Consider the following 23,476-nt stretch of genomic DNA (forward strand, 5'->3'; position numbering starts at 1 on the left):
TAAAGAGCCAGCGCAGTCAGTTTTCGACCAGAAAGTCGGGCAGGGCCTCGCCGTTGGCGGCCCGTTCGCTACCGTTACTCCTTCGAGCGGAATTTGCGGTAGAGATACGCGACACCGAGGCCGCTGGCGACCAGCGCCGGGACCAGCGGCGCGTCGGCGGCCTTCGACGCCTGTCGCCGAATCGTCCCAGTGACTGACGACGGTTCTTCGATGAGGTCCAGCACGGCCTCGGTGCTGTTTGCGACTGGCTCCGGTTCGTTCCCGGCCTCGGCGGCTGCTTCGGGATCTTTGAGCAAGTGGCCCGTCGTCAGGCAGACGACCGACTCGTCGCTATCGACCTCGCCTTCGCGGCGGAGCTTCCGGAGGCCGGCGACGGAGGCGGCGGAGGCCGGTTCGACGCCGACGCCTTCCCCGGCGATGTCGCGCTGCGCTTCGGTGATTTCCTCGTCGGAGACAGCGACGGCGGTGCCGCCGGTCTCCCGGATGCCCGGCAACGCCTTCGGCGCGTTGACCGGATTGCCGATTCGGATGGCGGTCGCGCGGGTCTCGACGTCCTCCCAGCGGCGGGTGTCCTCGTAGCCGTTCTCGATGGCTTCGACCATCGGAGCGGCGCCCTCTGCCTGCACACCGGTGAGTTTGGGCACCTGCTCCTCGGTGATTGCGCCGGCCTTGACGAGTTCGCGGAAGCACTTGTACAGCGCCGCAGTGTTGCCGGCGTTGCCGACCGGCAGGACGATCCGGTCCGGGTACTCGCCGTTGTCGGCGTAGAACTCCTCCATGATCTCCAGCCCGATGGTCTTCTGGCCCTCTAGACGGAAGGGGTTCAGCGAATTGAGGAGGTAGGCCTCGCCGCGGGCGGCGAGGTCCTGCACGATATCGAGACACTCGTCGAAGTTGCCGTCGACTTCGAGGATGCGCGCGCGGTGGAGGCTCGCCTGAGCAATTTTGCCAGCCGCGACCTTCCCGGCCGGCAGGAGGACAAGCGTCTCCATCCCGCCGCGAGCGCCGTAAGCCGCCAGTGCCGCAGACGTGTTGCCCGTCGAGGCACAGGCCAGTCGGTCGACGCCGACCTCTTGGGCGACCCGGACACCGACGGTCATGCCGCGGTCCTTGAACGAGCCGGTAGGGTTCATCCCCTCGTGTTTCACGCGGAGCGCGTCGACGCCGATGTCCTCCTTCAGGCGCGGAACCTCGTGCAGCGGCGTGTCGCCCTCGGGGAGCGTGACGCCCTTCTCGAAGGGCAGGGCAGCGTTGTATCGCCAGACACCCGACCCCTCGAACTCGTCGAAGGTCGGCAGGTCGTCGTAGCGGACCTCAAGCAGGCCGTCGCAATGGTCGCAGGTGTAGCGAATCTCGTCGAAGGGAGCGAACGTCTCACCACACTCGATGCAGGCCAGCCAGACGCCGTCGTCGGCAACCGGCGGCACGTCATCGGTGAGTTGCAGGTCAGCCATTGTCGGGACCATGCCCCCAGTGGGCAAAAGTCGGACGGTTGCCGTCTATACCGGCGGCGCACACAGTGCGGCGGCTATCACTCACCGTGGCTGGCGTCGAACTCGTCGATACGGTGATGGACCACCGCAGTCCACTCGTCGAGGGTTTCGTGCATCAGTTCCCGGGCCTCCGACAGCGGTGTCGCAGTGTACTGGTAGACGTGGCCGCCACCGTCGAGGAGTCGCCGTTTGCGCGTCGCGAGCCCTTTCTCGCGGAGCGTCGACAGCGATCGGTTGATGTTCGAGCGATCCCGACCGAGTTCGTCAGCGAGTTCCTCGACAGTGCTTGCAGGAGTCTCAAGCAATGTCTGATACGTCCGTACCTCGTGTTCTTGAACGCCGAAAACACAGGCCATCACGTCCGAGAGGGTCGGTTCGTCGTCCACCATCAGGTCGTGAAACTGGTCCGGAGACGGGTTGACAGACATACCCCTCTGTATTATTCCGACCCGGATAAACTGGGTCGTTACCTCAACCTCACCGCGACGGAGTCGTCACTGTCCGCGTCCATCCGATTCCGAACCGCCGACGGTGGCCCGAAAGGCTGATTATGAAAACCGCTCCTGGATGTATCAAAAAGTCCACTTTTTCAGCCGGAAGCGCCAGCTCTCAAGCCCCGACGATGGCGGGTATTGTGAGAGATATTGCCAACCCCATCGAAAAGGGCACTGTTTCGGGTGGAAATAGCCCCGGAACGGAATGAAACTCACCGAACAGACGTTCTCTTCTAAAATAATATCTCAACGAGTTACAGATCAAAAGCATTAATACTCGCTGACTAGTGTCATTTAAAAAGAAGTAAGCGTGTTTCTCCTCGTGGTGTCCGAGCTACGATGAGGATACTACTACTTCCCGATCCCAGAAACCAATGAACTACAGGAGTTTCGACCACCTCAGTGCTGATACGCAGGAGTGGATCGTCGATCTACCAGACGACTTGGATCTGATCGTCGGAATACCCAGAAGCGGAATGCTAGTGTCAAACTTACTTTCGCTGCATCTCAACCTCCCGATGACGGATATCGACGGATTGCGGGAGGGCAGACTCCTACAGACGGGTGAACGGTACGACGGTGAGTTCGACCTCTCGGAGTCCTCGACGATACTCGTCGTCGACGACACCGTCTACACCGGCAGCGAAATGACCACCGCGCAGTCGACGATCGACAGCCTGGATCTGTCCGCGGACGTGTACTACGGCGCTGTGTACGTTGACGAGGGTTCCGAGCGGTTCGTCGATACGTACGCCCAGACCCTGGCGTTCCCGAGAGTGTTCGAATGGAACATGATGCATCACGACTTCCTCGTGGATTCCTGTGTTGACCTAGACGGTATCCTCTGTCGCGACCCGACGCCGGAAGAGAACGACGACGGGCCGAAATACCGGGAGTTTATTTCGACTGTCGATCCGATCTGTGTTCCCTCGGTGGAGATCGGGAAGATCGTTACTTGTCGGCTGGAGAAGTACCGTAGCGAGACTGTCGCCTGGCTTGACGAACACGGGATCGAGTACGACGAACTGGTGATGATGCAGTACCCAGACAAGGCCACGCGAGTCGCTGCGGGTAACCACGGCCAGTACAAGGCCGAGGTGTACCAGTCCTCGGACGCCAAGCTGTTCATCGAAAGCTCCCACTCCCAAGCGCGGACGATCGCCATGCAGACGAGCAAACCCGTCTACAGCAAGGAGCAAAACCGGATGCTCCAGCAAGGGTATCTGAACCGCGTCGCCAGAAACGGTCGGATGTCCATCGAGGCCGTCAAATCCGACCCACTCAGGTACGTCGATCAGCTCAGGTCAGACCCCGTCGACTTCGTCAAGCGGGCCTCGTCGGTCTTCCTCTGACTCGCGGTGGTCGCCCACCACCACGGCGTTACACGCTCGGCCCAAACGCTAACCACGAGATGCCCGTAGGTCCGACCATGGATTCGGGACCACTCTCAGAGACAGCCGTGCTTGTCACCGGAGCGAGTTCGGGTATCGGCGCGGCGACCGTCAGAAAGCTGGCACGTGACGGGGCCGATGTGGCACTGGTCGCCCGCCGGGAAGATCGCCTCACCGAACTGGCCGACGAAATCGCCGCCGAGCACGCCGTTGACACCCACGTCGTGCCGGCCGATGTCAGCGACCCGGCACAGGTCACGGCCGCCGTCGAGTCCACCGTCGACACACTCGGCTCGCTCGACGGCGTCGTCGTCAACGCCGGCGTCGGCCGCGGCTCGGACGTTGAGACGCTGTCCGACGAGCAGTACCGGGCGATGATGAATGTCAACGTCAACGGCGCGTTCTACACCGCCCGCGAGTCACTGCCGCATCTCCGAGAGGGGGCCGGCTCGCTCGTGTTCGTCGGTAGCTTCGCCGGGCAGTATCCACGGCCGTTCAACCCCGTCTACGCTGCCACGAAGTGGTGGCTCCGTGGCTTCGCCCACAGCCTCGCCGGCCAGGTCGGTGACGACGACATCGGCATCACGGTTGTCAATCCTTCAGAGGTCCGGTCGGAGTTCAACTCCGAGGACGGAACGGCGTTCAACGAGCGGTTCGAGCTGGGCGAGGTGACCGAGCCCGAAGAAGTAGCCGACGCTATCGCCTTCGCTATGCAACAGGAGCCACCGACCACCATCAACAGCATCGACGTGTTCCGCCGGGACAAATTTAGCCACTTCTAAACCACCTTTTTCGGCGTCGGGTTCGAGTCGCGCTCTCCGAGCGCGCTCGAACCCCTCCTTGAAAAACGTGGGCGAAAAAGGCCGGACGCTCACTTCGTTCGCGTCCGGGGAAACCGCGCGCCGTCGGCGCGCGGTACAGTGGCCTCGCCCCAGACCGCTCTCGCTTGACCAGCCACACGAAATTTACCGACCAGTTGCTACGCCTGCTCGGACAGCCACACGAGCAGCCCTTTCTGGGCGTGCAGGCGGTTCTCCGCTTGGTCCCAGACAACGGCGTTCTCCGATTCGATGGCGTCGTCGGTGACCTCCTCGCCGCGGTGGGCGGGGAGGCAGTGCATGAACGGCCGGTCGCCGAGGAGATCCGTCGTGATCTGGAAGCCCTCAAAGTCTTCGAGTTTCTGGCTGCGCTGGTCCTCCTGCCCCATGCTGACCCACACGTCAGAGTACACCACGTCGGCGTCGGCCACGGCGGCTTCGGGGTCGTGGGTCGTCTCGGGCGCGTTGCCGAAGGCGGCGGCGCGGTCGGCCACGTCGTCGGCGATGCCATAGCCCTCCGGCGTGGCGACGGTGAGGTCGAGGCCGACCATCGCCGCGCCGATGACGAACGACTGGCAAACATTGTTGCCGTCGCCGACCCACGCCACTGAGACATCCTCGAAGCCGCCGAACCGCTCACGGATGGTCAGCAGGTCGGCGAGCGTCTGGCAGGGGTGGGCGTCGTCGGTCAGGCCGTTGATGACCGGGACTTCAGCGTATTCGGCCAGCTCCTCCGCGTCGGCATGGTCGAACACGCGGGCCATGATGAAATCGACGTACCGGCCGAGCGCGCGGGCGGTGTCCTTGACCGGTTCGCCGTGGCCCAGGTGGATATCGTCGGGGCCGAGGAACACGGCGTGGCCGCCCAGTTGCGTCATCCCCGTTTCGAAGGAGACTCGGGTTCGCGTCGACGGTTTCTCGAATATCATGCCGAGCGTCTGCTGATCGAGCAGGTCACTCGCGCTCCCCTCGCCGTGGTCGGCCTTGATGGCCGCGGCGCGGTCGAGGACGGTCGTCAGTTCGTCGGTCGTGAGGTCGTCGACGTCGAGTATGTCCATGTCAGTCCTCCAGCAGGCGTTCGGTCGCGGTTTCGAGCACCGCAACGGAGCGGTCGTACTCGTCGAGCGGGAGGTGCTCGTTCGGTGCGTGGTCGAGGTCCGAGTCGCCGGGACCGTAGGTCACCATCGGGCAATCCCACGCCTTCGCGTAGACGTTCATGTCGCTGGTGCCAGTCTTGCGAAGCAGCGTGGGCTCGCCGTCCTGTTGTCGAATCGCGGCCCGGAACGCCCGGGCGGCGCTGGTTCGGGGGCTCTGCATCACTGGCTCGACCTTGTCGTCCCAGTTGACCGTGCCGTTCTCCAGGAACCCATCGGCGATTTCTCGGATCTCATCGGTGCTGTACTCCGGCGGGACCCGCAGTTGCACGTCCATCGTCGCTTCGACGGAGAGCCCATCGGTCGACGTCCCGCCCTTGAAGTCGACGGGTTTGCAGGTGACACGCTCGAAGACGGGGTGCCACTCATCGGTGGCGAACTCGTCGTCAACCGACGACCACCAGTCGATAGCGTCCTGAATGGCGTTGTTCTCCGGGCGCGAGGAGTGGCCGGACTCGCTGGTCGCGACGTAGGTCCCGGCCAGCAGGCCGCGGTAGCCCAGCGTGATGCCCTCCCAGCCGGAGGGTTCGCCGTTGATGACGGCACCGGGTACCGACTCGCGGTCCTCGACGAGGAATCGAGCGCCCTTCGAGTCGACCTCCTCGCCGACAACGCCGACGAACGAGGCTCCGGTGCGGACGGCCGCAGTGGCCATCGCACACAGCGGCCCCTTCGCGTCGACACTGCCGCGGCCCCAGAGCACGTCGCCCTCATCAGTCTCCTCGACACGGACCGGGATATCGCCCGGGACGGTGTCGATGTGGGAGGTGAGCAGGACACCGTCATCCGCCGGGGCGCGGACGTTACCGACGTCGTCGAGCCACGCCTCGCGGCCGTGGGCCTCGAAGAACTCGACTAACCGTTCGGCGGCCTCCGTCTCATTCCGCGAGACAGACGGGATGCGGACGACAGCTTCGAGCAGGTCACGTGCCTCGGTGTCAGCCTCGGGCGTCGCGGCTTCGCTCATCCCACCACCTCCGCCATCGCGTCAACGACGGCGTCGGCGTGGTCCTTGTCAATGGTCAGTGGCGGGAGGAGGCGGATAACCGTGCGGCCGGCCGGCAGCGCGAGCACCTGATGGTTCAACGCGAGCTTTTTCAGCGCCGCGTTCGCCCCGCGGCCGACCTCGACACCGATCATCAGCCCCTCGCCGCGGATGTCCCGCACGTCGTCGCCGATAGCTGCTTCCAGTTCAGTCAGGAGGTAATCGCCGATAACAGCGGCGTTGCCGGGCACCGAGTCCTCGATGATGGTCGAGACTGTTGCACCGGCGGCCGCTGAGATGACCGGCCCGCCGGAGAACGTCGAGGCGTGGGAGCCGTAGTCCTCGGCGATCCAGTCCCGGCACAGCGTCGCGCCGATGGGGAGGCCGTTGCCAAGCCCCTTCGCCGCGGTTATCATGTCCGGTGCGACGGCGGCGCGCTGGGAGTTCCACAGCGCACCGGTCCGTCCCATCCCGGTCTGGACCTCATCGAAAATGAGTGCTGCACCGGCTTCCTCGGTAATCTCACGAGCGTCTTCGAGGTAGCCGTCCGAGGTGGGATTGATGCCGCCCTCGCCCTGCACCGGTTCGACGATGAACGCGGCGGTGTCCTCGTCGACGGCCTCGTCAAGCGCCTCGCTGTCGTCGTAGGGGACGAACTCCACATCGCCGATGAGCGGCTCGTAGGGTTTCTTGTACTTGTTCTTCCACGTGGTCGCCAGCGCGCCCATCGTCCGGCCGTGGAAGCCCTGCATCGTCGCGACGATCTTGGAGTTGCCCGTCGCCGACCGGGCGAACTTCAGCGCGGCCTCGTTGGCCTCGGTCCCGGAGTTACAGAGCCAGATCTTGTCGATCGGGTCCGGGGCAGTTTCGGCGAGTAGGTCGTACAGCGCCGTCCGCTGGGCGTTCGGGTACGACGCCTGGACGTACGTGATCTTCTCTAGCTGCTCGCTGACAGCGCTCTGGACCGCCGGGTGTTTGTGGCCCAGCGGGACACAGGCGTAGGACGCGCCCATGTCTAAGTACTCTGTGCCGCCGTCGTCGTAGACGTAGGCACCGTCGCCACGTTCGATCTGGATGGGTTTCTCGTTGAAGACGAATCCGCTCATTGTTCCTCCGTCGCTGTCTGGTCTGTGTCCTGTTCGAGTGCGCTCGCGTGAACGTGGGTCCCGCCGCCGTCAAGCGCCGAGAGAATCGGTGACTCGGCGTTGGCATCGGCCACCACGACCTCGGATGCGCCGCCGTCGAGCGCCTCCTCGGCGGCCATGATTTTCCGGCCCATGAAGCCTTCCGCGGCGTCTTCGAGGGCGTCCCAGTCGCTTGCTGTCTCGACCGATTCAATGAGCGTCGACGGATCGTCGGGGTCCGCGTAGACGCCTTCGACATCAGTGAGGAGCACCAACTGGGCGTCAAGTTCGCCGGCGATGGCCGCCGCCGAGCGGTCGGCGTCGGTATTGACCGGAATTACGTCACCGTCATCGTCCCCAGCCATCGGTGGTGCCGCAACCGGCGTGTAGCCATCGTCGAGCAGCGATTCCAGCAGGTCACCGTTGACCTGCTTGATCGTGCCCGAGTGGTCGCCGCGGCGAATCTTCTTTTTCCCGTCCTCGACGACCCGCACTGCGGACTTCCGCGGTCCGTAGAGCAGTTTGCCGTCGACGCCGGTGAGACCGACCGCGTCGACGCCCTCGCTCTGGAGGCCGGCGACGAGCTGGGTGTTGAGATGCCCGAAGGCCATCTCGAACACCTCCATCGTGATCTCGTCGGTGAACCGGCCGACGACGCCTGATGGGGTTTCGACGTATTCAGGCTCGACGCCGAGCCGTTCGAGCGTCTCGTCGACTTTGGTGGAGCCGCCGTGAACCACGACGACTTGCTCACCATCGGCCACTAACGATGCCACGTCCGCAAGCGCCCCCGCGGGGTCGACCGCGCGAGCGCCACCGACTTTGATAACGACTGTCATAGAAAATCACTCCAGAGGTTACGGTGCGCCGACGGGGTGGAGCCCCTGGAACTCCAAGCCCGCCGTCTCTTCGATACCGAGGGCGATGTTGGCCGCGTGGACAGCCTGCCCCGCCGACCCCTTCATCATGTTGTCGATGGCCGAAAACACGACTAGCCGCTTGCTGCCGGGGTCGAGTTCGAAGCCGACCTCGGCGCGGTTCGTCCCCGCGACCGACTTCGGTTCGGGGTAGCGGTAGACGCCACCGCCGCCGGCGACGAGTTCGACGAAGGGTTCGTCCTCGTACTCGCCGCGGTAGGCCCCCCAGAGGTCGCCCTTCGAAACCGGCCCTTCGGGGAAAACGTGGCAGGTCGCGCTCGCGCCGCGGATCATGTCCACCGCGTGGACAGTAAAGGACACGTCAATGCCGAGGAACTGCTGGATTTCGGCCTCGTGGCGGTGGCCCGTCGGCGCGTACGGGCGGACAACGCCCGAGCGTTCTGGGTGGCTGGACGCTTCGCCGCCGCCGGCCCCGCCCTCGCTGGAGCCGACCTTCACGTCGACGACGACCTGCTCGTCGCCGGAGAGGATGTCGGCCTCGAACAGCGGGAGCAGGCCCAGAATGGTCGCCGTGGCGTTACAGCCGCCCGAGGCGATGAGGTCCGCGCCTGCGAGGTTGTCGCGGTTGAGTTCCGGCAGGGCGTACTCGCTCTGTTCGAGGAGTTCGGGCCGGGAGTGCCCGTCGTACCACTCGTCGTACTGGGCCTCGCTATCGAGGCGGAAGTCCGCCGAGAGGTCGACGACCGTGCCGGCGGCCTCCTGAAACGCGTCGATCTGCTCCATCGAGACGCCGTGGGGCGTCGCGGCGAACAGCACGTCGACCGACTCCAAGTCGGACGGCGAGGAAAACCGCAAGTCCGAGTGGCGAAGGTTCGGGTGCGAGTGCCCGATAGTCTTGTTCTCCTTCGAGCGGCTGGTGGCCTGTGCCAGTTCGAACTCGGGGTGGCCGTCGAGGATACGAAGCAGTTCCCCGCCGGTAAAGCCGGAGCCGCCGACGACGCTTGCGGTGTACGTCATGCTGTCACCTCGGCGTCGGCCTCCGTCGCTGCCTTCTGTTCGAGCCAGTCGACGACCTTCGCGGGCACGTCCACGTCGGTGACCTCGTTCAGCGCCTTGAACTCGACGGTGTGATTGACCTCGTGAACCGTATAGTCCTCGAACTCGCCGCTTTCCTCATCGATACCGACTTCCATCAGGTCGATACCGAGCAGCCCGCCACCGACCGCGTCGGAGGCCTTCTCGACCAGTTCCAGCGCGCGGTCGTCGAGTTCGAACTCGTTGGTCTCTGCGCCCTTGGCGGCGTTGGTGAGCCAGTGGTCCGAGGAGCGAACCATCGCCGCGATAGGCTCGCCATCGACGGCCAGCACGCGCATGTCACGGCCGGGCTTGTCCACGAACTCCTGGACGTAGAAGATCTTGTGCTCGTAGTGGCCAAGCGTCTCCTTGTGTTCGAGGATGGCCTCGGCGGCCGAGCGGGAGTCGATCTTCGCCATCAGGCGACCCCAGGAGCCGACAACGGGTTTGAGGACGCAGGGGTAGCCGAACTTCTCGATGGATTCCAGCGCGGCGTCCTTCGTGAACGCCACGTCGGTGTTGGGCGTCGGCACGCCCGCGGCCTCTAGCGCGAGGCTGTTGTTGACCTTGTCCGCGCAGGTGTCGGCGACCTCAGGGCCGTTGACGACCGGGACCCCGTAGGCCTCCGCGAACTTCGTCGCGTACACGCTGCGGCTGGTCGCCAGACAGCGGTCGACGACGATGTCCAGATCCTCGAAGGCCTCGGGTGCCTCGTGGATATTGAACTGCTGTTTGCGAACGTCTATCTTCTCGATCTCGTGGTCGCGCTCGCGCAGTTCCGACAGGAGCAGCTTCTCGTCCCGGCGGATGCGCGAGTAGAGGAGTCCGACTTTCATACTGAGTCCTCCGTGGGTTCGCGGCTCGCAGCGTCGAGCGCCACGGTCACGTACGGCGTCGAACGCCGCGCCACCGCGAACACCTCACTCACCCCAGTCCTCTTCGAGCTCGGGTGCGCTGTCGAGCTCGACAGGGTCTGCGCCGACGACTTCCAGCTCGGCACCGCAGGTGGTACAGTCAACGATCTCTCCGACTTCGAGGTTGTCGTGCAGGGACACGTCCGCCCCACACTCGATGCATTCTGCCATTGTAGTTCATCCTGTGACAGGGATCCACTTAAAGCCTTCGAACATATCAGAATAGTTTAACAAGACATACCGCGCTCTAATCGTATCAAAGCTCTAAATCCGCCACGTTTCCGAGTCGTGTATCAGAAGTATGGTATAATTGTCCCACGAGGGGACGGTGGTCGCTCAGACATATCGGTCCACCTCCGTCTGGCGGCGGTCAGCCGCCTGTGAAACCGCCTGCCGGCGGGCAGTCAGTGCCTCACTGTCGGTGGCGAGTGCGTCTTCCGCTACCGACACCTGCTCAGCGACGGCGTCGGGGGCCGGGCCACCGCGGGAGTCCCGCATGGCAACACTTTCCGTCGGGTCGAGTGCGGCCGCCAGCGCCTCGCGGTCGACGTAGGTCGACAGGGGCTCGCCCAGCACGTCCTCGGCGACGGCCGATAGCGCCTCGTAGTCGGGTGCATCTTCCTCGGGACCCAGGCTCGCGGCGGCCTCGGCGACAACCTCGTGGGCTGTCCTGAAGGGGACGCCGGCCATCGCCAGCAGATCCGCCACGCCGGTCGCCGTCGCAAACCCATCTGTGGCCGCTTCCGCTAACGTCTCGGCAGGCCAGTCGGCCGTCGCGACCGCACCGGCGGCGACTGCCACACTCTCGGTGACGCTGTCGATCGCGTCCCAAGCGTGGCGCCCCGCGCGCTGCAGGTCGCGGTTGTACGCCCGGGGCTGGCCCTTCAAGTTAGTCAGCAGGCCGTTTAGCCCACCGACGGCGTCGCCGGTGCGTCCACGGACCAGTTCCAGCGTGTCGGGGTTCTTCTTCTGGGGCATGATCGACGACGTTGAGGCGTAGTCGTCGTCGAGGTCGACGTGGCCCTTGCTCGCCATCACGACGACATCTTCGGCCAGCCCCGACAGATTCGTCGCCAGCGTGGCGACGGTGCTGGTCGTCTCGACGAGGAAGTCACGGGTCGCCGAGGCGTCCATCGAGTTCTCCGCGACGTCCTCGAACCCGAGCAGTTCGGCCGTGCGCTCGCGGTCCACGTCGAAGGGGGTCCCGGCAAACGCGGCCGACCCCAGCGGGTTCTGGTTGACACGCTCGTAGGCATCGAGCAGCCGCGCGGTGTCGCGCTGGAGCGCCTGCTCGTAGGACAGCACCCAGTGGGCGACCGTGGTCGGCTGGGCGGGCTGAAGATGTGTGTAGCCCGGCATCACCGTCTCGCGCTCGGCGCGGGCCACCTCGATGAGTTGCTCGCGGGCACCGGTGACAGTCTCGACAAGGTCCAGTATGTCTTCGCGAAGGCGGTAGCGGATACAGGCCGCCACCTCGTCGTTGCGCGAGCGGGCGGTGTGCATCTTCCCGCCGTCCGGGCCAACGCGGTCGATGACGGCGCTTTCGATGGCCTCGTGCACGTCCTCGCCGTCGGGTAGTGCACCGTGACCCGCGTCTTCCACGTCCGCAAGCGCGGCCAGCACCTCGCCGGCCGTCTCGCGGTCGATGATCTCCTGTTCGGCCAGCATCACGACGTGGGCGCGGTCGACCGCGAGGTCGGCCGCGAAGATTCGCTGGTCGTCGGACAGCGAGGAGAGGAACGACCGGGCGGGCCCGCCCGCGAAGCGGTCCCGGCGGACGACCGTTTCACTGTCGTCGGTCGCATCCGCGGCCTCGTGGTCCTCGCCGTCGCTCATTCGCTTACTCCTCCGTGTCCTCGCTCGCGGCGTGGTCGCCGCTGCCGTCTGTCACGGCGGCCCCTTTCTTTGCGTCGTCCAGAATCTTGTTCGCCAGACGGGACTGGAAGCCGTGGTACTTCGCGACGCCGGTCGCGTCCTGCTGGGTGATGCCGCCGGAGACGTCCTCTTCGTTGAACGAGGCCGCCGACTCGCTGTAGACGGCGTAGTCAGACTCGCGCGAGACTGGGCGGCAGTGGCCGCCTTCGAGTTTAACCGTCACGGTCCCGGTGACGCGCTCGTTGGTGTCGTCGATGAACGCTTCGAGCGCCCCCGTCAGCGGCGCGTCGACGAGGCCCTGATACGCCTTCTGGGACCACTCCTGGTCGACCTGAGCCTTGAACTGGCGCTCTTCCTGCGTGAGGACGAGCCCCTCCAGCGCCTCGTGGGCCGTCAGCAGGACGGTGGCCGCGGGGTGCTCGTAGTTTTCGCGGACCTTCAGCCCGAGCATACGGTCTTCCATCATGTCCGTGCGGCCGATGCCGTGGGCCCCCGCCTGCTCGTTGAGTTGTTCGATGAGTTCGACCCCGCCGAGTTCCTCGCCGTCGACGGCAACGGGAACGCCCTCCTCAAATTCGACCTCGACGAGTTCGGCATCCTTGTCGGAGGGGTTCTCAGTCCACTTGTAGATGTCGTCGGCTGGGATGGTGCTCGGGTCTTCGAGTTCGGAGCCCTCGATGGAGCGACTCCAGAGGTTTGTGTCGATTGAGTAGCGACCGCCGTCGCCGCCCTCGACGGGCAGGCCCTTCTCTGCGGCGTACTCGTTTTCCCACTCGCGGGTCAGGCCGAGTTCGCGCACCGGCGCGATGACATCGAGGTCGGAGTCGCGCCAGACGGCCTCGAAGCGGAGCTGATCGTTACCCTTGCCGGTACAGCCGTGTGCGACGGCCGAGCAGCCCTCCTCTTCGGCGACCGAGAGAATAGCTTTGGCGATGACCGGGCGCGCGAGGGCGGTCCCGAGCGGGTAGCCCTGATAGTCGGCGTTTGCCTTGACGGCCTCCATACAGAGGTCCGCGAACTCCTCGGTCGCGTCGACGACGTGCTGTTCGACGCCCAGCGCTTCGGCAGTCTCCTCGGCCTCCTCGAACTCGTAATCGGGCTGGCCGACATCAACGGTGACGCCGATGACTTCGTCGTAGCCGTACTCTTCTTTCAGCAGCGATACGCAGACTGTCGTGTCGAGCCCGCCCGAGAAAGCGAGCGCGACGGTTCCGTTTCCTTCTGGCATGGATGTGTTCTGAATTGGTTCCGTGGTGTGCCTGTCGGTTTCTCGATCGAACAACAGATCGAGTATCCCATCGAACCGACGACGACGGCGTCTAGCGACGAAACGAACCTGTCGAGTGAAGAGTAAGTAGTAGTGGGCCTAGAAACGGCCCGGTCGTCGTCGTGGGGAGAAACGGAGGGACCCCTCGCTGTCCGCAGCGAGCATCGTGGAGAGAGGGGTCCGCGTCATGTACTTCCTGCTGTGTGACTCGGGTACTAATAGTTTCCGTGTTCACAGTGGCGTGTGTATAGACAACAAACACCGGACATCAGCAGCCATCGCGTCGCCCATAGCGACCAGCACCGGCAACAAACTGGCGTGTGATGAGGTTTAAACGGTGTATTCGTCTTCGCTCTGGCTATTGGCCAGCATCGACAGTGTCGGACCCGCCACCCGGTGACTCGGTTTCCTCGCTATTGGTGGCCGTCTCGTTGGCTGGCGTAGCGTCGGCAACGTCCGTCCGTTCACCTGCTGGGGTCCGCTCCGGCCCGGCCCCCGGACGGTCACCCGCTTCGGTTCGGTTCGCCGCATCGCCGCCGCGGTCACCGGCAACGTCAGGTCGAGCCTGCTGCCCGACGTTCGGCCCGGCGATACCCTGTGCGATAGCGGCGACTTCCGGACCGCTCAGTTCGCTCGCGCGCTGTGAGAGGGTCTTGATCGCCGTCGCGTCGATACCCTTCTTCTCTAGAGCTTCGGCAGGGAGCTGGCTGGCGGTTTCGTTCGTCTCCTTGGCCAGTCGCTGGACGTTCTTCATTTCGGCGTGGAGCTGTGCGGCCTTCGCCCGGTACTCGCCCTCGCTCATCGTCCCGTTCTCGCGGGCCTCGTTGAGCGCCTGCTTGCGCTGTCGGAGTTCTTCCAGCCGCGCCTCGGAATCGTTCACCTGCTCGGCGACAACGGACGCCTTCGCAGCGTCAGTGTTCGCCTTCGCGACGCGGATACCGAACGTCCGAGACTGGACCTCGCCGTCCAGTTCAGCCTCCTGCACGCTGACCACGCCCGCCAGCTGTGCGCCGGGAGGCGTCACAGTCTCCTCGGCCTGTTCAGTCACCGCTTCCGTTTCCTGTGCCATCGTGGCGGCGGGTACCGCAGCGAGCGTGCTCGCCACGAGCAGCAGCGCCAGCAATACCGGAGTGGCTCGTCTCATTATATCCATTACTTGACCACCGAACGCCCTATAAATAGGCGTCAGTGATTCCGGATTAGCGCCGATTAAGCCGGATTAAAACCGCAATACTGCGATCGAACCAACTGACAGGTTCCGGTGAACGGTCGGTGCCTTTATTACTGTGTTTCGTCACCGCTGTCGGTTCCGTCGCCCCCGCCGCTGTCGCCACCAGTCACGTCAGTGTCCGGCAGCGTCACCACGTTTTCTCGGCCGATACGGAACGTCTCGACCTTGTCCTCGTCGCGCAAGCCGCCGATGACCTGACTCGTCTTGGCGTCGGTCCAGTCGAGTTCGCCGGCCACCTGCTGTTGTTTGAGCCGTCCGCCGTTCGATTCGAGCAGTTGCAGGACCTGCTCCTCGTTGCTCAGGAGTTCAGCCGGCGGCGTGCCAGCGTCGGGATCGGTGCCGGCAGCGGCTTCCGCTTCTGAATCGTCTGAGTCGACCATCGACGCCGGCGGCTCGGCCGGCGCACCGCCGCCGAGGATGCCGTATCGTCGAAGGGCGTATGCCCCGGCAATGATGCCGACCAGTGCGAGGAATCCACCGACGAGGAGGCCGTTCGATCCGCTGTCACTACCGGCGCTGTCCTCTGGGCTGACGACCACTCGCGGCTCGCTTTCCCCGAACGTCTGTTGGCCGCGCCAGGTGGCAGAGGCGTTCTCCCGTTCGTCGGCCTGTGGCGCGACGGAGTCAGCCTGGTAGCCTGCTGGCCAGCGGACAGTCAGTGAGGTCTCGCTGTCCAGAAACAGACCCGAAAGTGCGTCGCCGATTTCGAGGCGGTCACTGGAGACGCCAGCGAAGTTCGTCCACTGGAACCGGTAGGTGATGACGCCGTACGTCTGGCCAAACGTCTCCTCGCGTGCATTCACGGTGACGTTCTCGATAGCCATCTCGCGGCCAGTCGCGTTCTCCGCGGCCCCGGCAGTGCGTTGCATCCGGTTCTTAAACCGGTCCGTGTACGCTGCGGGGTTTGTCTGGATATCGGCACGCAGGTCCTCGAAGGCCTGCGTGGCGTTGTCGTCGTCCAGTCGGATACGGTAGGCAACCGTCCAGTCAGCGGTCCCGTCAGTGTCTACGTCAGCGGTCATGACGACCACGTCCGCGTCGACGGACTGCTGGCCGAGGCTACCGAACCCGACGCCGGTCGCTGTCGGGACAAGCAGTGCTATTGCGACGAATACGACTACCAGCGTTCCAGCGCTCCGGCCCATCCTACCGCGGCTACCTTCTCAGCAGGTATATCGTTTATTGCCGATTGTGTGAACTGATACGCTGCGACCTTACATCACATGCCGCATCTCTGCCGGGGCCTGAATCACCGGTCGCTGTGGCCACAAGGGGTTTGCCCCGTGAGGGAGTCCGGTTGACCATGGACAGAGCGAAACTCGACGTGGACACCCTGCTGAAGATTGTCCTCGTTCTCATTGTCGTCTGGTTGGTGCTCGAGGTACTCGATACGGCACTCGGACTGTTGACCGGCCTGCTCGGCATACTTCAGCCGTTCCTCGGCGTGATTCTGGTCGTTCTCATCGTCCTGTGGCTGGTCGACCGGCTGTAGGACCGCGCTCTTTTTGCCCGCAGCGAGCGACCCGCTCAGTGTGTACAGCATCAACGCCCCGCTTCCGTCAGCAGTCACGTCGCTAGCGGCCGACCTCGCGACGGACCTGCCGCTCGCACAGCGACGGGGACGGGGCGAGCACACGCTGGTCGCCAAGCGGCTGGGCGACGGCGACCACGCAGCCTACGCGCGACTGGAAGCGCAGGGGCGCGAGGCGCTTCGCGGCCAGCCGGCGTTCGAGGCGAAAATAGGGGGTGTCGAGCAGTTCGAAACGGCCGTGACTGGTCCCTCGCCAGTGGTGTATCTCGCCGTCGAGAGCCCCGGACTGGTCGACCTGCATGAGCGGCTCTGTGATCGGTTCGACCCGGTCGACGAGATGGAAGGGGCGGAGTACATCCCGCACGTAACCGTCGCCCGCGGCGGGGACCGGGACGCGGCTGCACGGCTGGTCGAACGGGACATCGAACCGATCCGGTGGACCGTCGACGAGCTCACCTTCTACGACGCCGACCGAAACCAGCCGGTTAGCCGGGTGTCGCTGCCAGCGTAGCGCTGTTCGGTCGTCTGTCCCGGTGCAATGGCGAACAGGCGGCACGCGTCGGTCCCGGCGCGGTGTGCCGCACAACCGCTGTACGCGCCGGACCGTAGCTACGTCACAGCGGCCGTGGTCTCGGCTTCGGATATAAACCGTTGGGCCGAAAGCAACGCTTTTGGAGCGGCCTGCCATCCACTACAGATATGGATTACCGCGAAGTCGACAGTACGTCCGAGTTCGTCTGCCGACTGGAACACGGTGGGGACTGGCGCGCGCAGATCGAGGCCTTCGCGGACGAACAGGGCATCGACGCCGGCTTTTTTTACGGGCTTGGGGCAGTGCAGGACGCGGAGCTCATGTTCTACGACCAGGACCGAACCGAATACGACTCGTTGACCTTTGACGAACCACTGGAAGTCGCCGCCTGCATGGGTAACATCTCGCGTCTCGACGGGGAGCGGTTCGCTCATACCCACGCCGTTCTCTCACGGCCCGACGGCGAGGCGGTCGCCGGCCACCTGAGCGCTGGCACCGTCTGGGCGGGTGAACTGTACGTCCGCGGGTTCGATACGGAACTCCGGCGGGAGCACGACGAACCGACCGACCTGGACCTCTGGAATATCTAAGATGCGGGAGGCCGACGAACGGTACTTCGAAACGCTCGAAACCCAGCTCGAAGCCGCCTTCAACGTCGCCGAGCGGGCTAAAGAACGCGGTGGCGACCCGAAGCCGGAAGTCGAGATTCCGACCGCCCGTGACATGGCCGACCGGGTCGAAAACATCCTCGGCATCGACGGCGTCGCCGAGCGGGTGCGGGAACTGGAGGGGCAGATGTCCCGCGAGGAGGCCGCGCTGGAACTGGTCGAGGACTTCGTCGAGGGGACTGTCGGCGACTATGACAGCCGCGAAGGGAAAGTCGAGGGCGCGGTCCGGACTGCCGTCGCCCTGCTGACTGAGGGTGTCGTCGCCGCCCCGATCGAGGGGATCGACCGCGTGGAACTGCTGGAAAACGATGATGGCACGGAGTTCATCAACGTCTACTACGCCGGTCCGATTCGCTCTGCCGGCGGGACTGCACAGGCCCTCTCGGTGCTGGTCGCCGACTACGCTCGTGCGCTGCTAGGCATCGACCAGTACAAGGCCCGCGAAGAGGAAATCGGTCGCTACGCCGAGGAGATCGACCTCTACGACAAGGACACTGGCCTCCAGTACTCGCCAAAGGAGAAGGAGACGAAGTTCATCGCCGAGCACATGCCCATCATGCTCGACGGCGAGGCGACCGGCGACGAGGAGGTGTCTGGCTACCGGGACCTCGAACGCGTCGACTCGAACTCCCCGCGGGGCGGGATGTGCCTGGTACTGGCCGAAGGGATCGCGCTGAAAGCCCCGAAGATCCAGCGCTACACCCGGAATCTGGACGAGGTCGACTGGCCGTGGCTACAGGACCTCATCGACGGGACCATCGGCAAGGACGAAGACGGGCAAGAAGACGACGCAGAAGACGCGAACGGCGAGGACGGTGGCGATAGCGCGGACGACGACGGTGCGGACGACGCTGACGGGCAGGCGGGACCGCCGCGGGTCGAACCCGCCGACAAATACCTCCGGGACCTCATCGCCGGCCGCCCGGTGTTCTCCCACCCATCAAAAGCGGGCGGGTTCCGGCTTCGCTACGGCCGGTCACGCAACCACGGCTTCGCTACCGCCGGCGTCCACCCGGCAACGATGCATCTCGTCGACGACTTCCTCGCGACCGGGACCCAGATCAAGACCGAGCGGCCGGGGAAAGCCGCCGGCGTCGTGCCGGTCGACACCATCGAGGGGCCGACCGTGCGCCTGGCCAACGGGGACGTGCGCCGCATCGACGACGCCGAGGAGGCGCTGGCAGTCCGCAACGGCGTCGAGAAGATACTCGACCTCGGCGAGTATCTGGTCAACTACGGCGAGTTCGTCGAGAACAACCATCCGCTCGCACCGGCCTCCTACACCGTCGAATGGTGGGAGCAGGACCTCGCGGCCGCCGGCGCGGACGTGCAGGCGATGCAGGACTCGCCCCACATCGACCTCGCCGACCCGAGCGCTGAGGAAGCCATCGAGTGGGCGACCGACTACGACGCCCCGCTGCACCCGAAATACACCTACCTCTGGCACGACGTGAGCGTCGACCAGCTGTGTGCCCTCGCCGACGCCGTCGAGGACGCACAGATCGCGAAGGCCGACGGTGCGTACGCCGACCCGGAGATGGACGGCACAGCAAGCGACGCGCACAGTGACGACGGGGCACTCGTACTGCCACGGAGCGACAGCGTCCAGCAGACGCTGGAACACCTGCTCGTCGAGCACACCCAAGACGAGGACACGATTACGGTCACCGACTGGGTGCCGCTGGTTCGGACGCTGGGGTTCTCCCGGTCGCTAGAGCGGGACTGGACACCGTCGGACCTCTCCGAGCACGCCCGAACCTACGGCGACAGCGAGTCGCTCGACGCAATCGGCGTTGCCGAGGATGCCGAGCAAGAAGACGGTCAGAACGCCATCAAAGCGGTCAACGAAATCGCACCGTTCCAGGTTCGGGAGCGCGCCCCGACCCGCATCGGCAACCGGATGGGTCGCCCCGAAAAATCCGAGCGGCGGGACCTCTCGCCGGCCGTCCACACGCTCAGCCCCATCGGCGAGGCTGGCGGGGCACAGCGGGACGTGGCTAAGGCGACGAAACACGCCGACGGGATGAGCGATACGCCGGGCCAAGTCGAGGTGGAAATCGCCCGGCAGCGCTGTCCCGACTGCGGGACCGAGACCCACCAGGCGAACTGTGCCGAATGCGGCGGGACCACCGAACCGGTGTACGTCTGTCCCGACTGCGAAGCCGAGGTCGAGCGCGACGAGTCCGGCCGGGCGGAGTGTTCCCGGTGTGAGACGCTCGCCTCGCCGACCCAGTACAAGGTGCTCGACCTGCAGGAAGCGTATCGGGACGCCCTACAGAACGTCGGCGAGCGCGAGACGGCCTTCGAACAGCTGAAAGCAGTCAAGGGACTCACCTCCGAGGAGAAGGTCCCGGAGCCGATGGAGAAGGGCATCCTCCGGGCGAAACACGACGTGTCGGCGTTCAAGGACGGCACGGTCCGCTATGATATGACGGACCTGCCGGTGACGGCGGTCCGAGCCTCGGAACTGGATGTGTCTGCCGAGCGACTCCGGGGGCTGGGTTACGAAGAAGACATCCACGGCGACCCGCTGACCCACGAGGACCAGCTGGTCGAACTGAAGGTTCAGGATATCGTCCTCTCCGACGGCGCGGCCGAACACATGCTCCAGACCGCCCGCTTCGTCGACGACCTCTTAGAGCAGTACTACGGGCTAGAGCGGTTCTACGAGTTCGACGACCGCGAGGACCTCGTCGGCGAACTCGTGTTCGGGATGGCCCCTCACACCAGCGCGGCGACGATCGGCCGCGTGGTCGGTTTCACCTCCGCCGCCGTCGGCTACGCGCACCCGTACTTCCACGCCGCCAAGCGCCGGAACTGCTTCCATCCGGACACCCGGCTGTGGTACGAGGATGAGGGCGGCAACTGGGAATACGGTACCATCGAGGAACTGGTCGAAAGCCGACTGGACGACCCCGAAGAGGACGACTTCGGAACGCTCGTGCAGGAACTAGACGGCGATCTTACCGTGTCGTCGCTTGGCGAGAATGGCCCCTGTCGCCAGCCCGTCGACGCCGTCTCGAAACACCCCGCGCCGGACCACCTCGTCGAAGTAACCGTCGGCGACCGAACACTCCGGGTGACGCCCGACCACACGATGCTCCGGGCTGGCTCCGATGGAATCGAAGAGGTTCCGGCCAGCGATTTAGCCGCCGGCGACGACCTCCCTGCCTACGACGGCGGCGAGACGACGACGATGACGGCACGCGGCGAAGCCTCGACGGCAGCCACCGACGGCGCAGCCCCAACAGATACCGTCGAGGCCGTCGAGTACGTCGAGAGTGACGTGGACCACGTCTACTGTCTCACGGTGGCTGACACGCACCGGGTGGCCGTCGAAGGCACCTACGTCGGGCAGTGCGACGGCGACGAGGACTGCGTGATGCTCCTGATGGACGGCCTGCTGAACTTCTCGAAGTCGTATCTCCCGAACCAGCGTGGCGGCCAGATGGACGCTCCACTGGTGATGTCCTCCCGTATCGACCCTAGCGAAATCGACGACGAGGCCCACAATATGGACATCATGGAGACCTATCCGCGCGAGTTCTACGAGGCCACGCGGGAGATGAAAGACCCGACCGAGGTCGAGGACGTGATGAAGATCGCCGAGGAGACGCTGGGGACCGACCGCGAGTACACCGAGTTCCGCCACACGCACGACACGACCAACATCGCCGCCGGGCCGGATCTCTCGGCGTACAAGACGCTCGGCTCGATGGAGGACAAGATGGACGCCCAGCTTGAGATCTCCCGGAAGCTCCGGGCCGTCGTCGAGAGCGACGTGGCCGAGCGCATCATCGAGTACCACTTCCTCCCGGACCTCATCGGGAACCTCCGGGCGTTCTCCAGACAGGAGGTCCGCTGTCTGGACTGCGGGGAATCGTTCCGCCGTGCGCCCCTGACCGGCGACTGCCGGGAGTGTGGCGGCCGCGTCAACCTCACCGTCCACGAGGGGTCGGTCAACAAGTACATCGACACGGCCATCCGCGTCGCCGACGAGTTCGGCGCACGGGACTACACGAAACAGCGGCTCAAGATACTGGAACGGAAAATCGAGTCGGTGTTCGAGAACGATCACAACAAGCAGTCAGGTATTGCGGACTTCATGTGATCGACAACGCCACCCGGACTTCTCAAGGTGACAGACGGGCGCGTGACAGCCGTCCGACGGGTATTTTTGTCCGTGGCGGTCCTGTCACGGGTATGGCCTCGTCCCGCGATTCAGCGCCGTCGTTCGACTCCGGGGACCGGTCGGGTTCCCCGTCACCATCGCCCCGGCAGACACCAAGTACGATCTATCAGATACAGATCGCGCTGTTGCGCTCACAGGTAGCCACGCTGGAAACCGCGCTCGAACAGGAGCGCGAACATCGGCAGGCCGTCGTCGACCGGTACGAGCGCCTTCTCCACGGGGAATAACCCGTACCCGGCTGTCGGAAAATTCTGCTGTGTTACTCGTCGCCGAGTTCGACGTAGGTCGTTTCGATGATGCGGCTGTCACCGTTAAGCCGCTCGATGATGTCCTGTGGCGGCTGTTCGTCAAGGTTGTAGACGGACAGGGCCTCCCCGCCGATGGTCTCGCGGCCGTTGAACATCCCGGCGATGTTGATGTCGGCCTCGCCCAGCACGGTCCCGATGAACCCGATAGTGCCGGGCTCGTCGCGGTTGCGGACGACCAGCATGTGCCCGTGGGGCACCGCCTCGATGCGGTGGTCGTCGATGCGGACGATACGGGGCTCCTCGCCGCCGAACTGGGTCCCACAGACGGAGACGGATTCCTCGCCGTCTGAGACGGTGACGGTGATGAGGCTCTGGTAGTCTTCAGAGGTTCGGGTCTTGGACTCAGTTACGTCGATGCCACGGTCCTTTGCTATCTGCGGAGCGTTGACGGCGTTGACCTGTAGGTCCGAGGGCGCGAACACACCCTTCAGTGCGCTGGCGGTGACGTACTCTACGTCCTCCTCGGCGATGTCACCAGCGTAGGTGACCTGCACTTCGGACATGTGGCCGCCGAACAGCTGGACCGCAATGCGGCCGGCGGTGTCGGCGAGGTCGAGATACGGCCCGACCTGTTTGAACGTCGCCTCGTCAAGCGACGGCGCGTTCAGGGCGTTGGCAACGGGCTGGCCGTTGGCCGCGGCGATGATCTGGTCGGCCGTGGAGGTAGCGACGTTCTCCTGTGCCGCCTCCGTTGACGCGCCCAGGTGGGGCGTGACGATGATGTCGTCGACATCAAGGAGCGGGCTGTCCTCGGGCAGGGGTTCCTCGCCGAACACGTCGAGCGCCGCGCCCTTCAGGACACCGTCTTCGACCGCTTCGGCAAGGGCCGGCTCGTCGATGATGCCGCCGCGGGCACAGTTGACGACGTAGCCGCCTTCGAGTTCGGCGAGTTCGTCCTCGCCGATCATGTTCTCGGTCTCGGGGGTCAGCGGCGTGTGGATCGTGATGAAGTCGGACTTGGCGAGGCAGTCGTCGAGGTCATCGACCAGCTCCGCGCCGAACTGGTCGGCGCGCTCCTGACTGATGTAGGGGTCGAACGTGACGATGTCCATGCCGAGGCTGCCGAGGCGCTTGGCGACCTGCTGGCCGACGCGGCCGAAGCCGACGACGCCCAGCGTCTTGTTGTTGACTTCCGTGCCGAGGAACTCGCCTTTGGCCCACTCGCCGTTCTTGAGGCGGTCGTGGGCCTGTGGGATGGAGCGAGCGGTTGCAAACGCCATCGCGACGGAGTGTTCGGCGGCGGCTCGGACGTTGCCTTCGGGGGCGTTGGCGACGATGACGCCGTGATCCGTGGCGGCGTCGATGTCGATGTTGTCGACACCGATACCGGCCCGACCGACGATGATGAGGTCGGGCGCGGCCGCGAACACTTCCTCGGTGACCTCGGTGCCCGAGCGGACGATGAGCGCGTTCGCGTCGGCCACTGCGTCGAGGAGCGCGTCGCCCTCGACCTCGTAGGCAGTTTCGACGTCGTGGCCCGCCTCACGGAGTCGCGTGAGACCGGCATCAGCGATAGGGTCCGTAACGAGTACCTTCATACCGAATCG

21 protein-coding genes are annotated in these 23,476 nt (G+C 64.9%); 7 read left to right on the top strand and 14 right to left on the bottom strand.

What is annotated here, in order from left to right; genetic code table 11:
- Positions 1-74: 74 nt before the first annotated feature.
- Both thrC and IEY38_RS04560 read right to left on the bottom strand, forming a co-directional pair.
- A complete protein-coding gene (gene thrC / locus IEY38_RS04555; RefSeq protein ID WP_188975694.1) occupies positions 75-1,466 on the bottom strand; it encodes a threonine synthase in 1,392 nt (463 codons plus the stop codon).
- 65 nt (positions 1,467-1,531) lie between these two features.
- Positions 1,532-1,921, bottom strand: a complete 390-nt coding sequence (locus IEY38_RS04560) for a helix-turn-helix domain-containing protein (protein ID WP_188975696.1) — start codon at positions 1,919-1,921, stop codon at positions 1,532-1,534.
- Positions 1,922-2,361: 440 nt separating this feature from the next.
- On the opposite strand from IEY38_RS04560, the gene IEY38_RS04565 reads away from it, so the two are divergent.
- Together IEY38_RS04565 and IEY38_RS04570 are read left to right on the top strand one after the other, a co-directional pair.
- The gene (locus IEY38_RS04565) at positions 2,362-3,339 is read left to right on the top strand and encodes an orotate phosphoribosyltransferase (RefSeq protein ID WP_188975698.1); all 978 of its coding nucleotides are present in this window, start codon (positions 2,362-2,364) and stop codon (positions 3,337-3,339) included.
- 77 nt (positions 3,340-3,416) lie between these two features.
- Positions 3,417-4,160: an SDR family oxidoreductase gene (locus IEY38_RS04570; RefSeq protein ID WP_188975700.1), complete on the top strand. Its 744-nt coding sequence runs from the start codon at positions 3,417-3,419 to the stop codon at positions 4,158-4,160.
- A gap of 197 nt (positions 4,161-4,357) precedes the next feature.
- On the opposite strand, the gene argF is transcribed toward IEY38_RS04570, so the two are convergent.
- From argF to IEY38_RS04625, 11 genes are all read right to left on the bottom strand, one after another.
- Positions 4,358-5,254 carry an ornithine carbamoyltransferase gene (argF, locus tag IEY38_RS04575; RefSeq protein WP_188975703.1) on the bottom strand — a complete coding sequence of 299 codons (897 nt, stop codon included), beginning with the start codon at positions 5,252-5,254 and terminating at the stop codon, positions 4,358-4,360.
- 1 nt (position 5,255) lies between these two features.
- A complete protein-coding gene (locus IEY38_RS04580; RefSeq protein ID WP_188975705.1) occupies positions 5,256-6,317 on the bottom strand; it encodes a [LysW]-lysine hydrolase in 1,062 nt (353 codons plus the stop codon).
- A complete protein-coding gene (locus IEY38_RS04585) occupies positions 6,314-7,441 on the bottom strand; it encodes an aspartate aminotransferase family protein (RefSeq protein WP_188975707.1) in 1,128 nt (375 codons plus the stop codon). The genes IEY38_RS04580 and IEY38_RS04585 overlap by 4 nt, the downstream gene beginning before the upstream one ends.
- The gene (locus tag IEY38_RS04590) at positions 7,438-8,298 is read right to left on the bottom strand and encodes an acetylglutamate/acetylaminoadipate kinase (protein ID WP_188975708.1); all 861 of its coding nucleotides are present in this window, start codon (positions 8,296-8,298) and stop codon (positions 7,438-7,440) included. The genes IEY38_RS04585 and IEY38_RS04590 overlap by 4 nt, the downstream gene beginning before the upstream one ends.
- A gap of 18 nt (positions 8,299-8,316) precedes the next feature.
- Positions 8,317-9,354 (bottom strand): N-acetyl-gamma-glutamyl-phosphate reductase, encoded by a 1,038-nt coding sequence (gene argC / locus IEY38_RS04595; RefSeq protein WP_188975711.1) that lies wholly within the window; start codon positions 9,352-9,354, stop codon positions 8,317-8,319.
- A complete protein-coding gene (lysX, locus tag IEY38_RS04600; protein WP_188975713.1) occupies positions 9,351-10,247 on the bottom strand; it encodes a lysine biosynthesis protein LysX in 897 nt (298 codons plus the stop codon). The genes argC and lysX overlap by 4 nt, the downstream gene beginning before the upstream one ends.
- A gap of 84 nt (positions 10,248-10,331) precedes the next feature.
- Positions 10,332-10,496: a lysine biosynthesis protein LysW gene (gene lysW / locus IEY38_RS04605; RefSeq protein WP_004590364.1), complete on the bottom strand. Its 165-nt coding sequence runs from the start codon at positions 10,494-10,496 to the stop codon at positions 10,332-10,334.
- Between the two features lie 165 nt (positions 10,497-10,661).
- Complete coding sequence (argH, locus tag IEY38_RS04610) at positions 10,662-12,161, bottom strand: argininosuccinate lyase (protein ID WP_188975715.1); 1,500 nt, start codon at positions 12,159-12,161, stop codon at positions 10,662-10,664.
- A 4-nt stretch (positions 12,162-12,165) separates the two neighbouring features.
- Complete coding sequence (locus tag IEY38_RS04615; RefSeq protein ID WP_188975717.1) at positions 12,166-13,428, bottom strand: argininosuccinate synthase; 1,263 nt, start codon at positions 13,426-13,428, stop codon at positions 12,166-12,168.
- A 397-nt stretch (positions 13,429-13,825) separates the two neighbouring features.
- A complete protein-coding gene (locus IEY38_RS04620; RefSeq protein WP_188976141.1) occupies positions 13,826-14,611 on the bottom strand; it encodes a hypothetical protein in 786 nt (261 codons plus the stop codon).
- A gap of 137 nt (positions 14,612-14,748) precedes the next feature.
- On the bottom strand, positions 14,749-15,843 hold the full coding sequence (locus IEY38_RS04625; protein ID WP_188975719.1) for a helix-turn-helix transcriptional regulator: 1,095 nt from the start codon (positions 15,841-15,843) through the stop codon (positions 14,749-14,751).
- A 158-nt stretch (positions 15,844-16,001) separates the two neighbouring features.
- Between IEY38_RS04625 and IEY38_RS04630 the strand changes: the two genes are divergently transcribed.
- The 5 genes from IEY38_RS04630 (at position 16,002) to IEY38_RS04650 (ending at position 21,848) form a co-directional block, all read left to right on the top strand.
- Positions 16,002-16,190 carry a DUF7554 family protein gene (locus IEY38_RS04630; RefSeq protein ID WP_005536815.1) on the top strand — a complete coding sequence of 63 codons (189 nt, stop codon included), beginning with the start codon at positions 16,002-16,004 and terminating at the stop codon, positions 16,188-16,190.
- A 40-nt stretch (positions 16,191-16,230) separates the two neighbouring features.
- Positions 16,231-16,740 (top strand): 2'-5' RNA ligase family protein, encoded by a 510-nt coding sequence (locus IEY38_RS04635; protein WP_229775223.1) that lies wholly within the window; start codon positions 16,231-16,233, stop codon positions 16,738-16,740.
- 188 nt (positions 16,741-16,928) lie between these two features.
- Positions 16,929-17,351 (top strand): PPC domain-containing DNA-binding protein, encoded by a 423-nt coding sequence (locus IEY38_RS04640; RefSeq protein WP_188975723.1) that lies wholly within the window; start codon positions 16,929-16,931, stop codon positions 17,349-17,351.
- Position 17,352: 1 nt separating this feature from the next.
- The gene (locus IEY38_RS04645) at positions 17,353-21,540 is read left to right on the top strand and encodes a DNA-directed DNA polymerase II large subunit (RefSeq protein ID WP_188975725.1); all 4,188 of its coding nucleotides are present in this window, start codon (positions 17,353-17,355) and stop codon (positions 21,538-21,540) included.
- 92 nt (positions 21,541-21,632) lie between these two features.
- Positions 21,633-21,848, top strand: a complete 216-nt coding sequence (locus IEY38_RS04650; protein ID WP_005536811.1) for a hypothetical protein — start codon at positions 21,633-21,635, stop codon at positions 21,846-21,848.
- Positions 21,849-21,880: 32 nt separating this feature from the next.
- Here IEY38_RS04650 and serA read toward each other — a convergent pair whose 3' ends face one another.
- Positions 21,881-23,467 (bottom strand): phosphoglycerate dehydrogenase, encoded by a 1,587-nt coding sequence (gene serA, locus IEY38_RS04655; protein WP_188975727.1) that lies wholly within the window; start codon positions 23,465-23,467, stop codon positions 21,881-21,883.
- Positions 23,468-23,476: the final 9 nt, after the last annotated feature.

This window comes from Haloarcula sebkhae (genome assembly GCF_014647415.1).
Lineage (GTDB): Archaea > Halobacteriota > Halobacteria > Halobacteriales > Haloarculaceae > Haloarcula > Haloarcula sebkhae.

Bases quoted from the DNA above. Each gene is read 5' to 3' on its own strand.
- thrC (WP_188975694.1), bottom strand. From the start codon at position 1,466: ATGGTCCCGACAATGGCTGACCTGCAACTCACCGATGACGTGCCGCCG.
- IEY38_RS04560 (WP_188975696.1), bottom strand. From the start codon at position 1,921: ATGTCTGTCAACCCGTCTCCGGACCAGTTTCACGACCTGATGGTGGAC.
- IEY38_RS04565 (WP_188975698.1), top strand. From the start codon at position 2,362: ATGAACTACAGGAGTTTCGACCACCTCAGTGCTGATACGCAGGAGTGG.
- IEY38_RS04570 (WP_188975700.1), top strand. From the start codon at position 3,417: ATGGATTCGGGACCACTCTCAGAGACAGCCGTGCTTGTCACCGGAGCG.
- argF (WP_188975703.1), bottom strand. From the start codon at position 5,254: ATGGACATACTCGACGTCGACGACCTCACGACCGACGAACTGACGACC.
- IEY38_RS04580 (WP_188975705.1), bottom strand. From the start codon at position 6,317: ATGAGCGAAGCCGCGACGCCCGAGGCTGACACCGAGGCACGTGACCTG.
- IEY38_RS04585 (WP_188975707.1), bottom strand. From the start codon at position 7,441: ATGAGCGGATTCGTCTTCAACGAGAAACCCATCCAGATCGAACGTGGC.
- IEY38_RS04590 (WP_188975708.1), bottom strand. From the start codon at position 8,298: ATGACAGTCGTTATCAAAGTCGGTGGCGCTCGCGCGGTCGACCCCGCG.
- argC (WP_188975711.1), bottom strand. From the start codon at position 9,354: ATGACGTACACCGCAAGCGTCGTCGGCGGCTCCGGCTTTACCGGCGGG.
- lysX (WP_188975713.1), bottom strand. From the start codon at position 10,247: ATGAAAGTCGGACTCCTCTACTCGCGCATCCGCCGGGACGAGAAGCTG.
- lysW (WP_004590364.1), bottom strand. From the start codon at position 10,496: ATGGCAGAATGCATCGAGTGTGGGGCGGACGTGTCCCTGCACGACAAC.
- argH (WP_188975715.1), bottom strand. From the start codon at position 12,161: ATGAGCGACGGCGAGGACCACGAGGCCGCGGATGCGACCGACGACAGT.
- IEY38_RS04615 (WP_188975717.1), bottom strand. From the start codon at position 13,428: ATGCCAGAAGGAAACGGAACCGTCGCGCTCGCTTTCTCGGGCGGGCTC.
- IEY38_RS04620 (WP_188976141.1), bottom strand. From the start codon at position 14,611: ATGAGACGAGCCACTCCGGTATTGCTGGCGCTGCTGCTCGTGGCGAGC.
- IEY38_RS04625 (WP_188975719.1), bottom strand. From the start codon at position 15,843: ATGGGCCGGAGCGCTGGAACGCTGGTAGTCGTATTCGTCGCAATAGCA.
- IEY38_RS04630 (WP_005536815.1), top strand. From the start codon at position 16,002: ATGGACAGAGCGAAACTCGACGTGGACACCCTGCTGAAGATTGTCCTC.
- IEY38_RS04640 (WP_188975723.1), top strand. From the start codon at position 16,929: ATGGATTACCGCGAAGTCGACAGTACGTCCGAGTTCGTCTGCCGACTG.
- IEY38_RS04645 (WP_188975725.1), top strand. From the start codon at position 17,353: ATGCGGGAGGCCGACGAACGGTACTTCGAAACGCTCGAAACCCAGCTC.
- IEY38_RS04650 (WP_005536811.1), top strand. From the start codon at position 21,633: ATGGCCTCGTCCCGCGATTCAGCGCCGTCGTTCGACTCCGGGGACCGG.
- serA (WP_188975727.1), bottom strand. From the start codon at position 23,467: ATGAAGGTACTCGTTACGGACCCTATCGCTGATGCCGGTCTCACGCGA.